This window comes from Streptomyces sp. NRRL S-340 (assembly GCF_000720185.1).
GTDB lineage: Bacteria > Actinomycetota > Actinomycetes > Streptomycetales > Streptomycetaceae > Streptomyces.
Window position 1 is genome coordinate 33,801 of the sequence record NZ_JOIY01000002.1, and the last position, 13,367, is coordinate 47,167.

At 74.7% G+C, this 13,367-nt stretch carries 12 protein-coding genes; 8 read left to right on the forward strand and 4 right to left on the reverse strand.

Translation table 11 applies throughout. From position 1 onward, the window contains the following. Positions 1-40: 40 nt before the first annotated feature. The gene (locus tag IG64_RS01415) at positions 41-424 is read left to right on the forward strand and encodes a BlaI/MecI/CopY family transcriptional regulator (protein WP_037851039.1); all 384 of its coding nucleotides are present in this window, start codon (positions 41-43) and stop codon (positions 422-424) included. After that, positions 421-1,326 carry a M48 family metalloprotease gene (locus IG64_RS01420; protein WP_037851042.1) on the forward strand — a complete coding sequence of 302 codons (906 nt, stop codon included), beginning with the start codon at positions 421-423 and terminating at the stop codon, positions 1,324-1,326. The genes IG64_RS01415 and IG64_RS01420 overlap by 4 nt, the downstream gene beginning before the upstream one ends. A 24-nt stretch (positions 1,327-1,350) precedes the next feature. Here the strand turns inward: IG64_RS01420 and IG64_RS01425 are convergent, their stop codons facing one another. Next, positions 1,351-3,693 (reverse strand): glycoside hydrolase family 65 protein, encoded by a 2,343-nt coding sequence (locus IG64_RS01425; RefSeq protein ID WP_037851044.1) that lies wholly within the window; start codon positions 3,691-3,693, stop codon positions 1,351-1,353. Next, positions 3,690-4,463: a beta-phosphoglucomutase family hydrolase gene (locus IG64_RS01430; protein ID WP_037851051.1), complete on the reverse strand. Its 774-nt coding sequence runs from the start codon at positions 4,461-4,463 to the stop codon at positions 3,690-3,692. Before IG64_RS01430 ends, IG64_RS01425 begins: the two co-directional genes overlap by 4 nt. A gap of 170 nt (positions 4,464-4,633) precedes the next feature. Here IG64_RS01430 and IG64_RS01435 point away from each other — a divergent pair, with 170 nt between their 5' ends. The 4 genes from IG64_RS01435 to IG64_RS01450 all read left to right on the forward strand — a co-directional run bounded on the left by IG64_RS01435 (position 4,634) and on the right by IG64_RS01450 (position 9,515). Then, the gene (locus IG64_RS01435; protein WP_078883711.1) at positions 4,634-5,386 is read left to right on the forward strand and encodes a nucleoside/nucleotide kinase family protein; all 753 of its coding nucleotides are present in this window, start codon (positions 4,634-4,636) and stop codon (positions 5,384-5,386) included. Positions 5,387-5,426: 40 nt separating this feature from the next. Then, positions 5,427-6,350: a MurR/RpiR family transcriptional regulator gene (locus IG64_RS01440; protein WP_037851054.1), complete on the forward strand. Its 924-nt coding sequence runs from the start codon at positions 5,427-5,429 to the stop codon at positions 6,348-6,350. Between the two features lie 195 nt (positions 6,351-6,545). Further along, positions 6,546-6,920, forward strand: coding sequence for a hypothetical protein (locus tag IG64_RS01445; protein WP_037851056.1), 375 nt, complete (start codon positions 6,546-6,548; stop codon positions 6,918-6,920). Between the two features lie 240 nt (positions 6,921-7,160). Beyond that, complete coding sequence (locus IG64_RS01450) at positions 7,161-9,515, forward strand: SpoIIE family protein phosphatase (RefSeq protein WP_078883713.1); 2,355 nt, start codon at positions 7,161-7,163, stop codon at positions 9,513-9,515. A gap of 184 nt (positions 9,516-9,699) precedes the next feature. Here IG64_RS01450 and IG64_RS01455 read toward each other — a convergent pair whose 3' ends face one another. Then, complete coding sequence (locus IG64_RS01455) at positions 9,700-10,194, reverse strand: flavin reductase family protein (protein WP_037851061.1); 495 nt, start codon at positions 10,192-10,194, stop codon at positions 9,700-9,702. Between the two features lie 298 nt (positions 10,195-10,492). Here IG64_RS01455 and IG64_RS01460 point away from each other — a divergent pair, with 298 nt between their 5' ends. Next, entirely contained in the window at positions 10,493-11,353 is an 861-nt protein-coding gene (locus IG64_RS01460) for a TetR family transcriptional regulator (protein ID WP_051812238.1), read from the forward strand. 137 nt (positions 11,354-11,490) lie between these two features. Then, the gene (locus IG64_RS01465; protein WP_037851065.1) at positions 11,491-11,904 is read left to right on the forward strand and encodes a Zn-ribbon domain-containing OB-fold protein; all 414 of its coding nucleotides are present in this window, start codon (positions 11,491-11,493) and stop codon (positions 11,902-11,904) included. A gap of 115 nt (positions 11,905-12,019) precedes the next feature. On the opposite strand, the gene IG64_RS01470 is transcribed toward IG64_RS01465, so the two are convergent. Continuing rightward, entirely contained in the window at positions 12,020-13,318 is a 1,299-nt protein-coding gene (locus IG64_RS01470) for a glycosyltransferase 87 family protein (RefSeq protein ID WP_234438344.1), read from the reverse strand. Positions 13,319-13,367 lie beyond the last annotated feature (49 nt).

Below are 13,367 nucleotides of genomic sequence, written 5' to 3' on the forward strand. Positions count from 1 at the left end.
CCGGACACGGGGCATCCCTACGCGCTGTAAGGTTGAGGGCATGGCTGGCAGAGGGCCTCACGGCAGGACGGAACGGCGCAGTCCGGGCGAGTTGGAGAGCGAGGTCCTCGCCGCGCTGTGGTCCACGGAACGCCCCCTGACCCCGGCCGAGATCCAGCTGGAACTCGGTGGCGACCTGGCCTACAACACCGTGCACACCATCCTCAAACGGCTCTACGACAAGGGCCTGGTGCTGCGGGAGGTGGACGGACGAAGGGGCGCCTACCGGCCCGCGAAGAACGCCGCCGAGCTGACCGCCCAGGCCATGCACGAGGCGCTGGACCGCGGCCCCGATCCGATCGCCGCGCTGCAGCAGTTCGTGACCGGGCTGAGCGCCGAGGAGGAACGGGCCCTGCGCGAGCTGCTCGCGGGAGGGGCGGCGTGAGGATCGACGTCTACACCCCTCTGGTGCTCTCCCTGCTGCTCTCCGCGATCAGCCCCGCCGTCGGCCGCCGGGTGGCGCCCGCGCTCGCCGCGCGCGTGCTGACGGCCGCCGCCGTCGTGACGGCCTGTGCCACCGTGTGGTCGCTCACCCTGCTCGCCCTCACCCTCGCCGACGACGCGCCCGCCGCCCTCCTCGCGGCCCCGGCAGGCGGCCGGCGTCTGCCGGAGCCGGTGCCGGAGGCGGTCGGGGTGCTGGCCGCGGTGGCCCTCGGGGCCGTCGCCCACCGGCTGTGGCGGGCCGTGCGCGCCGTCTGCGGCACCCGGCGGGCGCTGCGGCGGCTGTGCGCGGCGCATCCGGGCGACACCGAACTGATCGTCGCCGCCTCGCCGGTGCCGCGCGCGTTCGCCATCCCCGGCTCCCCCGGCCGGATCCTGGTGACGGCCGCGCTGCTCGGCGCGCTGCGGCCGCAGGAGCGCCGGGTGCTGCTCGCCCACGAACGCGCCCACCTCACCCACCGGCACGCGCTCGTGGTGACCGCCGCGACGCTGGCCGTGGCGGCCGACCCGCTGCTGTTCGGGGTGCGTCCCACCGTCGCCTTCCTCGTCGAGCGCTGGGCGGACGAGCGGGCCGCGGCGGCGGTCGGCGACCGCACGGCGGCCGCGCGGGCGCTGGCCCGGGCGGCTCTCACCGCCGGGCCCGCTCTCGGACCGGCCGGCACACTGCCCCTCACCGACCGTGCCGTCACCCGCCGGGTCGCGGCCCTGCGGTCGGCTCCGCTGCCGCCCCTGCGGCCGGTGGCCGCCGCCGTGCTCGCCCTCGGCGTCCTTCCGGTGCTGGGCGCCGCCGACGCCACCGGCGACCTGCTCCACCTCCTGTCGGACGCCGTCCTGCGGATGCCCTGAGCCCGGCGGGAGGAGCGGACCGGGTCAGCGCACACCCGGCCTGCGGTGCGGGGGCTGCTCCGGGGCCGGCAGGTGCCGCGGCGGCGGCACCGGGCGGACCTCGGGCGTGCCGGGCCGCAGCGGGACCTCCTCACCGTGGTGACCGACCGTCAGGGCGGGCCCGGACGCCAGGGTGTACGTGGCGCTCTGCTGGGTGATCTCCACGCGCAGCCGCCGGCCGCGGAACTGGAGGGTGAAGGCCAGACGGCTGAACTTCTCGGGCAGGCGCGGCGCGAACTCCAGGGTGTCGCCGGACCTGCGGGTGCCGCCGAAGCCCGCCACCAGCGCCATCCACGTACCGGCCAGCGAGGCGATGTGCAGTCCGTCGCGGGTGTTGTGCTCCAGGTCCTCCAGGTCCATCAGGGCCGCCTCGGCCGCGTAGTCGTAGGCCAGCCGCAGATGGCCCGCCTGCGCGGCGATGACCGCCTGGACGCACGCCGAGAGCGAGGAGTCCCGCACGGTCAGCGGTTCGTAGTAGGCGAAGTTGCGGGCGATGTGCTCCTCGTCGAACTCGGCGCCGCAGGTGTACATCGCCAGCACCAGGTCGGCCTGCTTGACCACCTGCTTGCGGTACAGGTCGAAGTAGGGGAAGTGCAGCAGCAGCGGGTACTGGTCGGCCCGGGTGCCGGCGAAGTCCCAGCGCTGGTAGCGGGTGAAGCCCGCGTGCTGCTCGTGCACGCGCAGGTCGCCGTTGTACGGGATGTTCATGGCCTCGGCGGCGTCCCGCCACGCGGCGCTCTCCTCGTCGTCGGCGCCGAGCAGTTCCGCCTCCTTGGGATGGCGTTCCACGACGTCGGCGGCGGCCAGCAGGTTCGCACGGGCCATCAGGTTGGTGTACGTGTTGTCGTCGGCGATGGCGCTGTACTCGTCGGGGCCGGTGACGCCGTCGATGTGGAAGGTGCCGCGGTGGTCGTGGTGGCCGAGCGAACGCCACAGCCGGGCCGTCTCCACCAGCAGTTCCATCCCGGTGTCGCGTTCGAAGTCCTCGTCGCCGGTGGCCGCCACGTACCGCACCACCGCGTGCGCGATGTCGGCGTTGACGTGGAAGGCGGCCGTACCGGCGGGCCAGTACGCCGAACCCTCCTGGCCCTCGATGGTCCGCCACGGGAACGCGGCACCGCCGAGCCCCAGCTGGGCCGCCCGCTCGCGGGCCGCGGGCAGGGTGTTCTGCCGCCAGCGCAGCGCCTCGGCGACCGCGTCGGGCGAGGTGTAGGTCAGCACGGGCAGCACGAACATCTCGGTGTCCCAGAAGGCGTGCCCGTCGTAGCCCGAGCCGGTCAGCCCCTTGGCCGGGATGGCCCGCTCCTCGGCGCGGGCCCCGGCCTGCAGCACGTGGAACAGCGCGAAGCGGACGGCCTGCTGGATCTCCTCGTCGCCGTCCACCTCCACGTCGGCGCGGGCCCAGAAGTCGTCGAGGTAGGACCGCTGCTCGCGGACCAGGCCCGACCAGCCGCCGTGCGCCGCGGCCGCCAGGGCGGCGTCGACCTGGTCGCTCATCGCGGGCAGCGAGCGGGCCCCTGACCAGCCGTGCGCGACGAGCTTCTCCACGCGCAGCTTCTGCCCCGCCTCCAGGACGGCGGCGACCGTCAGCCGGGCCAGGTCCGGGTGGCTCTCGCTGCTGGTGGTGGTCCGCTCGGGGCCCGTCACGACGTGGTCGGCGGCGACGGCCACGCGCAGACCGCTGCGCCGGGTGCGGTGCACCAGGCGCAGCCGGTGGCCGGAGGCGAAGTCCTCCTCCGGTTCCAGCGGGGCCTGCAGCGCCATCGCCGCGCGCGGGTCGCCGTTCGCCTGCGGCAGCTGCTCGTTGGCGACGAGTTCCGACTGGATGACGACACGTGCCTGGCACTCGACCGGTTCCACCTCGTAGGCGACGGCACCGATGGAGCGCTGGGTGAGGGAGACCATCCGGGTGGCGCGCACGCGGACCCGGGTGCCGGCCGGCGAGATCCACTCGCAGGTCCGCTCCATCACGCCCCGGCGCAGGTCCAGTACGCGCTCGTGGGAGACGAGCCTGCCGTAGCGCAGGTCGAACGGTTCGTCGTCGACGAGCAGCCGCAGCACCTTGCCGTTGGTGATGTTGATGACGGTCTGTCCGGACTCGGGGTATCCGTAGCCCGCCTCCGCGTACGGCAGCGGGTGCACCTCGTACACGCCGTTGAGGTAGGAACCGGGCAGGCCGTGCGGTTCCCCCTCGTCGAGGTTGCCGCGCCAGCCGACGTGGCCGTTGGAGAGCGCGAAGACCGACTCGCTCTGGGCGAGCACGTCCAGGCTCAGCTCCGTCTCGCGCACGGTCCACGGCTCGACGGCGTAGGAACGGTGGGTGATCACGCGGCGCCTCCCTGTCGGCTGGGTCCGGGGCCGGTCCCGGTGAGGAGTTCGGCGAGGTCCTTGACGACGACGTCGGCCCCGTGCGCGTACAGGGCGTCCTGCTGCCCGACGCGGTCGACGCCGACGACGTAGCCGAAACGGCCCGAGCGGCCCGCGTCCATGCCGGCCAGGGCGTCCTCGAAGACGGTGGCCCGCCCGGGTTCCACCCCGAGGTCGCGGGCGGCGGCGAGGAAGGTGTCCGGGCGCGGTTTGCCGGGCAGCCCGCGCTCGCGGGCGACCACGCCGTCCACGCGCACGTCGAACAACTGCTCGGCGTCGATGGAGCGCAGCACGTCGAGGGTGTTGGCGCTGGAGGACACGATCGCGGTCTTCAGGCCCGCCGCCCGGACCGCCGCGATGTAGCGCAGGGTGCCGTCGTAGGCTTCCACGCCGTCTGTACGGATTTTCTCCAGGACGAGTTCATTCTTGCGGTTGCCCACCCCGTTGACCGTCGGCGCGTCCGGCGGGTCGTCCGGGGTGCCCTCGGGCAGTTCGATGCCCCGCGAGGCGAGGAAGGTGCGCACCCCGTCGGCGCGGGGCCGCCCGTCGACGTACTCGTCGTAGTCTGCGACCGCGTCGAACGGACGGTAGCCGGCGCCGTCCCGCTCGCGCAGGAACGCGTCGAACGTCTCCTTCCAGGCGGCCGCGTGCACCACCGCCGTCTTGGTGACGACCCCGTCGAGATCGAAGAGGCAGGCCAGGATTTCTTCGGGCAGACCGAGCTGTGTCATACAGGCACCCTTCCCCACGACGGGGCGTTGAGGGGGTGGCGCACGCCACATCGGGCGTACTTCGCCGGATCTCCGTACGCCTTTCCCTCCCCGCGCCCGTCCGGGCCGGGGCGGCGGAGTCCTTCCGGCCACCCGGCCGGCGCCGTCGGCCGGGTGGCACACTGGCGCGTGTGCCGCCGACCTTCGACGACCTCCTCGACCGTGCCCGGGCCCTGGCCCGCGACGGACACCGCGCGATCCTCGGCATCGCGGGCAGCCCCGGCGCCGGCAAGTCCACGCTGGCCGAGCACCTGGTGCGGGCCCTGAACGGCGCAGGCGACCCGTGGGTCGCCCACGTCCCGATGGACGGCTTCCACCTCGCCGACGCCGAACTCGACCGCCTCGGCCGCCGCGCCCGCAAGGGCGCGCCGGACACATTCGACGCGGCGGGGTACGCGGCCCTGCTGCGCCGGCTGCGCGAGGAGTACGCGGCCGGCAGCGAGGAGACGGTCTACGCCCCCGGCTTCGAACGTGTCCTCGAACAGCCGCTGGCGGGCGCGGTCCCGGTGCCGCCGTCGGCCCGGCTGGTCGTGACGGAGGGCAACTACCTGCTGCTGGACACCGGCGCCTGGGCGCGGGTACGCCCGCACCTGGACGAGGTGTGGTTCTGCGACCTGGCCGAACCGGAGCGCGTGCGCCGTCTCGTCGCCCGGCACGAGGAGTTCGGCAAGGGCCACGACCAGGCCGTCGCCTGGGCTCTGGGCACCGATCAGCGCAACGCGGACCTGGTGGCGGGGACCCGGCACCGCGCGGACCTGATCGTCCCGGCGACCGTCCCGCCCGTCCGCTCCCCGCTCCTGCCGCCGCCCTCCGCCCCGCCGCCGGGCGCGGGTCGCGCCGTGTCCGGATCCTCTCCCGCACACCCTGCTCATGACAGTGAGTGAGCTATGTTGAAACGCTGTGGGAGACAAAGCAGGCGCCTCGGTGCCATCGCCGCAGCAGGCTCGCGCCCAGGCGTCCGCCATCACCTCGGGCAGGCCGGCCACGGGGACCGAGGCCGCTCCGGCCTCGCAGCTCAGGACGCTCTTCGACCGGCCCCAGCTGTCTCCCGGGCAGCGCCGCATCGCCCAGTACCTGATCGAGAACCTCGCGGAGGCGGCGTTCCTGCCGATCACCGAACTGGCCGGCCGGGTGGGGGTCAGCCAGCCCTCGGTGACGCGGTTCGCCGGCGCGGTCGGCTTCAGCGGCTACCCGGCGCTGCGGGAGAAGCTCCAGTCCATCGCACTCAGGACCCTCGCGGGCGGCCCCGGCACGGTCGAGGAGGACCGGGGCAACGAACTCCAGGCCGCGGTCGACGCCGAGATCGAGAACCTGGAGAACCTGCGCCGGGACCTCGCCGACCCCGGACAGGTGATCGAGGTCGGGCGCGAGCTGTCGCGCTCGGCGCCGCTGACCGTGCTCGGACTGCGCATCTCGGTCTCGCTCGCCGAGTACTTCGCCTACGCGGCCCGGCGCATCCACCCCGACGTACGACTGGTGACCCTCGGCGGCAGCGTCGCCTACGACGCCCTCCTGCAGTCCCGTGAGGCCGGCGGTACCTGGGTGCTGGCCTTCTCCATGCCCCGGCACGCGCAGGAGACCCTGACCGCCGTCCGGGTCGCCCGCAGCGCCGGGCTCAAGGTCGCCCTGATCACCGACCTGGCGCTCGGCCCGGTCGCCGACGAGGCCGACGTCACCTTCGCCACCGGCACCGGCTCCCGGCTGGTCTTCGACTCCTACGCCGCGCCCGGCATCGTCTGCGCCGCCCTGCTGCAGGCCATGACGGACGCCGACCCGGAGCGGACCCAGGCCCGCCTGGAGGAGTACGAGCAGATCGCCGACCAGCACCAGTTCTTCCTCAAGGAGTGACCCGGCGGCCACCTGCGCGGCACCCGCACGAAGTGGTCGGAACGCAAGCGGACCAGGCAGCGCAATCCGGACATGAATGTTTTCATACGTCTTGCCAAGCGGATGGCATATATAAATACTGCTTCACGGATCGCGGCCCGGCGGCTCCTCCGTCGCCCGCCCTCCACGACGCCGCACACCCGGAAGCGATGATCCATGCCTGTGACGACCACGCGCGTCAGCCCGGACTGGCCCTGCCAGGTCAAGCCCCCCGGCAGCTACGACTGGGAGCGTTCGGCGGCCAGGTGGCTGCGCGAACTGGTGCCCTCCCGCTACGCCAGTTACCCCGTGCTGCTGCGCCACCCCGTGCTGCTCGCCCGGCACGCGCAGATCCAGGTCCAGCAGGAGGTCCGGGTGGCCCGCACCGCCCTGCAGACCGCGCGCGCCGACCTGCCCCGGCTGGGACTGCCCGAGTCGGTCATCGAACACACGATCAAGCTGTACGCCGCGGAGGTGCTCCAGCTCCAGCACATCGCGCGCAGCGTGCGGGCCGTGACCGAGGCCCTGATGGAGCGTGGCACGGGCCGCTGAGAGCCGCGGACGAAAGTGGGTCCCGGTGGGCGGACGGTGTCCGGTGCGTGCGGTCGCAAGGCGCCGGAAGGTCCTGGTGGCGGAGCTGCCAGGACCTTTTGGCAACGCGGCGACGGCGCGTGCCGGACACCGTCCGCCGGGGCCTCCTTCTGTTCGCAGCTCCGAGGGCCGGAGCGGCACGGCGGCGGATGCCGGGAAGTCCGTCAAGTTCTTGATCGGACCGGGATCGGACTGGGCCACATGTGCGATGCTCGTCGCGTGACCGGCGATTCCGTTTGCCCCAGGGACCCCGGCGCCGTACCCGGCACGGCGGCGCCGGCCGGTGGTGCGTCCCGGCGGCAGGGCGAGCCCGCCCGGCGGCAGGAGGCGGCGGAGGACGCGGCCGTCGTCGAGCGGGCCAAGGGCGCCCTGATGGCACTGACCGGCTGTTCCCCCCAGGCCGCGCACGAGGATCTGGTGCGCCGCGCCAAGGCAGCGCGCCGCACGCTGGTGGAGGAGTGCCGGATCACCCTGGGCACGCTGGTGCCCCCGCTGAGCCACGCCACGGGCGCCGGCGAGGCGGACGGCGTCACCGTCCTCGCCGCGCTCGGCCGGGCCCTCGTCCAGGTGGAGTCCCCGCAGGACCTCGCCGTGTGCCTGCTGGAACACCTCGCGGCTCCCGTCGGCGCCGACGCCGTGCTGATCTACCGGCCGCTGCCTGCGGGCGGGCTCACGCTGGCCGGGTACGCCGGCTCCGACGGGACCCCGGCCGACCCCTCCTGGCGGCACGTGCCCCCGGGAAGCCGGAGCGCGGCACTGGACGCCCTCACGGCCCGGGAACCCCGCTGGCTGGAGAACACCGACGAGGACGGCAAGCGGCACCCGCTGACCGGTGAACCCGCCGGGCGCTGGCCCTCCCGCGCCTGGCTGCCGGTGACCGGCGCGGGCCCCGCGGACGCCGCCATCGGCGTCCTGCGCGCCCGGCCGGGCCCGTTCACCCGGCACGACCGCGAACTCCTGCACGACGTCTCCTGGCTCTGCGCGGCCCGGCTGCGCGCTGTCACCCCCCGGCCGCAGCCGGCGCCGGACCGGGCGCCCGAAGCGGTGCGCGCCCTGCTGGAGGCGCTGCCCGGCGCGACGCTGCTGCTCACCCCGCTGCGCTCGCCCGCGGGCGACGTCGAGGACTACCGCGTCGACGCCGCCACCATGCAGAGCGCCGGCGTCCTCGGCCTCGACCGGAGCGATCTGGTCGGGCGGCGGCTCCTGGAGTGCTGGCCGGCCGCCGCGGAGGAGCCGCTGCGACGCGGCTGGCTGAGCGTGCTGGAGACCGGGGAGCCGTACGAGAGCGAACCGTTCGCGCAGCAGGAGGCGGGGCCGCTCGGTCAGGGGCCGTCCACGTACGCGGTGCGGGCCGCCCGGCTGGGCGACGGCCTGGTGGTGTCCTGGCTGCGGCACGACACCTCGAACCGGCAGGAACAGCGTCTCGCCGATCTGCAGCGCCTCGGCCGCCTGGGCTGGGCCACCTGGAACCTGGTCACCCACGAGGCGGCCTGGTCCCCCCAGGCCTACCAGCTGTGCGACCGCGACCCGGGGCTCGGACCCGTCCCGCTGGAGCGGCTGGCGGACCTCGCCCTGCCCGAGGACAGGCCCGTGCTCGGGCAGGCCGTGCGCGAACTGGTCGCCCGGGGCACCCCGTTCGACGTGACGTTCCGGACCGTGGCGACGGCCGGACCACGGCATGTGCGGGCGGTGGCCGAGGCCGTCCTGGACACGAGAGGCGCGCCGGTCGAGGTCCACGGTTTCCTCCAGGACCTCACCGCGCAGCGCAGCGCGGAGCTGGCCCTGGTGGAGAGCGAGCGGACGATGCTCGCCCAGGACGGTGTCCTGCGCGCCGAGCGGACGCTGGCGGGACGGCTGCAGCACGCGCTGCTGCCGCTGCCGCGCCGCCCGGTGCGCCTGGCCGGGCTGCGGGTCGACGTCGCCTACCTGCCCGCCGAGTCGGGGACCCATGTCGGCGGCGACTGGTTCAGCGCGATCGAACTGCCGGACGGTGACGCGCTGTTCGTGGTCGGTGACGTCGCCGGGCACGGCATCGACGCGGTGGCCACCATGGCGCAGCTCCGGTTCACCGCCAAGGGCATGATCTTCACCGGATCGTCCCTGACCGGTGCGCTGGAACGCCTCAACACGCTGCTGCTGCACTCCCGGGACACCAAGGGCACCGCCACCGTCGTCCTGGCGCGCTACCGGGCGGCCGATCGCCGGCTCGTGTGGGCACAGGCGGGCCATCTGCCGCCGCTGCTGCTGCGCGGTGGCGAACCGCGTTACCTGCAGCGTCCGTTCGGGGTGCTGCTCGGCGCCACGGAATCACCGGTGTACGAGGAGGCCGAGATCGTGCTGGAGCCCGGCGACCGGCTGCTGTTCTACACCGACGGCCTCGTCGAGCGGCCCGGCGAGGACATCCACCGGGGCCTGGAGCGCCTCGCCCGTACCGCAGGCACCCTCCCCTGCGACGGGCCCGGCTCCCTCGTGCCGCTGCTGACCGAGATGCTGGAGACCGAACGGCGCGACGACGTCTGCGTCCTGGACATCCGCGCGCCGGGAGATCCGGCGTGACCGCCACCGCCGCTTCCGCGGACCCGGCGCAGGCGCAGGCGCAGGCGCCTGCTTTCGCGGGCCGTTCGGCGCAGGCGTGCGCCGACGGCTGACGGCTGACGGCTGACGGCTCCGAGCGTCCGCTGGCGACTCCAGGCATCCGCTGACGGCCCCTTCGGCGCGGTGGCGGGTCGTCCGCCGGGGCTCAGTCGGCCGGGTGGCCCGGGGAGATGTCCAGCGCGTCCGACAGGCGCAGCAGCGGCCCGCCGCCCGGGCCGCCCCGGCCGCCGGAGTCCACCGGGTCGAGCACGAAGCCCACGTGGTCTCCCCCGTCGGCGCGCAGGAGGACTCGTCCGACGAACCAGGCGGGCGCCTCGTCCAGAACGACGGCGCCGTCCGGCCGCACCGTGCAGCGGACGTGGGCGAACTTGTCCACGCCGTCGTCGCCCGTGCTCCCGCCGAACAGCTCGGCCAGCGGGTGCTGTTCGCGGGTCAGCACGTGCACGGCGAGCCGGTCCGCCCGCTGCGCCACCCGGAAGGTCCGGTTCTCCTTGGACAGCCACACCACGAACCGGGGCGGGGCGATGGAACACTGCGAGGCGAAGCCGACCAGGCAGCCCGCCCGGTCTCCGTCCGCGGCGGCCGTCACCACGTACATGTCGGGGTCCAGCCGGCCGGTGAACGCGTCCAATCCCTTCATCCCTCACCCCTTCCCCGCGCAGCCACCGCCTACCGCGCGTCCGTCCTCGCCCGCGAGGACACCAGCTCAGCACAGCCCCGGTCCGCGCGCCCGGGCGCAACGCGCGCGGACGGACGGGCGGACGGACGGGCAGACGGGCAGACGGGCAGACGGGCAGACGGGCAGACGGGCAGACGGGCAGACGGGCAGACGGGCAGACGGGCAGACGGGCAGACGGGAGCAGCAGAAGGGTACTCAGTTCCCTCCCGTCACTGCACCGAGTGCCTTTCCGCCGGTCGCGGGTGCTACGTTCCCCTCCATGACCTCCAGGAGCGCGGCGGCCGGCCGCGGCGAGAAGGCCTCGGCGGCGGGCGCCAGGACGCCCATGCGGGACGCCCTGGTGGCGGCGGCGTTCCACCTGTTCCTGGAGCGGGGGTACGAGCAGACCACCGTCGACGACATCGTGGCCCTCGCCGGGGTCGGGCGCCGGTCCTTCTTCCGCTACTTCCCGTCCAAGGAGGACGTGGTCTTCCCCGACCACGAGCGGTGCCTGGCCGACATGACCGCCTTCCTCGCCGCCCCGGACCAGCACGGCGACCCGGTCCGCCGGGTCTGCGACGCGGCCCGGCTGGTGCTGCTGATGTACGCGGAGAACCCCCTCTTCTCGGTCCAGCGGTACCGGCTGACCAAGCAGGTGCCCGGGTTGCGGGCCTACGAACTGTCGGTGGTGTGGCGCTACGAGCGGGCCCTCGCCGGGTATCTGCGCGGCCGGTTCGCCGGGCGGGACGACGGGACGCTGCGGGCGGACGTGATCGCCGCGGCGGTGGTCGCCGCGCACAACAACGCCCTGCGCTCCTGGCTGCGTGCGGACGGACGCGGTGACGCGCGCGCGGCGGTGGACCGGGCACTGGACCATGTGCGGGAGGTGTTCGGGCCCGCCTCCTTCACCCCGGCGCCGCCCGCCGCACCCGGCGGCCCCGCCCCGGCCGCCGGCCCGGGAGGGGCGCAGGGCGAGGAGACGGACGGGGACGGGGTCTCGGCCGGGGCCGACGGGCGGGCGGCGCGGGAAGGGGAGGTGGTCGTCGTCGCGGCACGGCGGGGGGCTCCCCTGTGGCAGGTGGTGCGGGAGATCGAGACGGCGTTCGCCGAAGACCCCCCGGGCCGGACCGGCACGAGATGATGGTACGCAGTGCCTTTACGTCTGGCACTGAGTGCCATAACCTGTCGCCGTGCACGGTGGCACCGCGGACCGCGCACGGGCGTGCACGGGTTCCCCGCGCGCGCCGGATTCCGGCCCAGTGCAGGGAGTTGACCAGCGTGTACCACGCTTCAGGAAACGCGACGCGTCCGGCAGCCGGTTCCGCGACCGGCCTCCTGGAACCGGGGGGCGGGGACCGGGAAGCGCTCTGCTTCCAGCGCTGCACCTGGTGCGGCACGGCCATGTACCAGCGGCTGCTGTGTCCGGTGTGCCGGGGCAGCGACCTGCGCACCGAGCGCAGTGCGGGCACCGGGACGGTACGGCACGCCACGGTGGTGCACCGCAACACACCCGCCGCGCGCAATGTGTCGCTGATAGAGATGAGTGAGGGGTTCGTCGTGCGCGGCAGGGTCATGGGCCCGCTCATCGGCATCCACGGCGGCGACCGGGTCCGGCTGACCACCGCGCAGGATCCGGTCCGCGGCGAGCCGGTGTTCCAGCTGCTGGACGAGCCGTTCCGGGCCTGGAGCTGACCGCCGCCGCAGACCCGGCGCCTCCTCCGCGCCTGCGGCCCCGCCGCGCCCTGCCGCACCTCCCCCCTCCCGCCCTCCGCCCCCAGTCAGGGCAGCGGCTTCCCTCCCGCCCCCGTCAGGGCAGCGGTGAGCCGTCGGCCCGGGCCGGGGGCCGCCCGCCGGCACGGACGGGCTCGGGCCGCTTTGGGGGTCCGGTGACCCGGGCCGCGCGGGCGAGCGCGAGGAGCGTGAGCAGCGCGCAGACGACGTAGACGCATCCGGGCCAGGCCAGCGGCCAGGGGTACGGGCCGGGCAGGGCCAGCCGGTCCTCGACGCCGGTCAGGCGCGGTACCAGGCGAGCGCCGGTGGCGGCCGCCCACAGGACGAGCGCGAGCCGGCTCAGCGTGCGTCTGCGGTGCGGTCCGTGCGCCAGCCAGATCATGGCGGGCAGGCACCAGATCCAGTGGTGGCTCCAGGAGACGGGACACACCAGCAGCCCGTACAGCTCCACCGTGACGAGGACGCCGAGCGGATCGTCCCGCCGCAGGGCGGCGCGCAGGGCGCCGGCCGCGGCCAGACTGACGAGGGCGAGCGCCGCCCACCACAGCGCCGAAGCGGTCACGTCCGGTCCGAGCAGCCTGGTGAGCGCGCCCCGCAGGGACTGGTTGCGCACCGACCACACCGGTCCGACGCGCCGGGTGTCCGTCACGAGCGTCGACCAGTAGCGCACCGACTCGCCCGGGGCGAGGCACCAGGCGAGCGCGGCGGCCGCGGCCCCGGTGGCGACCGCCCACGCGGCGGCCCGCCACTGCCGGGTCGCCAGCAGGTACAGGCCGCCGACGGCCGGGGTCAGTTTGAGCGACGCCGCCAGGGCGACGGCGCCTCCCCGGACCGCCGTTCGGCGGCAGTGCACGAGTCCGCCGACGACGACCGCGCCCAGCAGCAGGTTGATCTGGCCCTGGTCCAGGGTGTGGCGCACCGGTTCCAGCCAGGGTGCGGCGGCCGCCCACAGCAGTGCGCGCTCGCGGACACGGCCCCCGGGGCGCGGGAACAGCAGGCGCAGGGCGCCCGCCGTGATGACGGGCACGGCGGCCAGGGACGCAGCCCGCCAGAGCACGATCGCCGCCGTCCAGGGCAGGTGCGCCAGCGGCAGCAGGACCAGCGCGGCGAACGGCGGGTAGGTGAAGGGCAGTTCCGGGATGGGCGGTCCGGTGCGCACCACGTGGTCGTAGAGCCCGCCCGAGAGCACGTACGGTGCGAGCCGCCGGTAGACGCTCAGGTCCAGCGGCTCGGCCGGACGCGCGAGGGCGGTGAGCACGTACAGCGCCAGCGAACCGGCCAGGCAGCGGCCCGCGCGGGCGGACAGCCACTCCCCCGCCGCCCGGCCGCGCTCCGCGCACCTCTTCCCCGCCGCCCGGCCCGCCAGTTCCTTCACGGCATCAGCCCCGTCCCGGCTCCGCTCTTCCGTCCCCTCTCAGGAACGA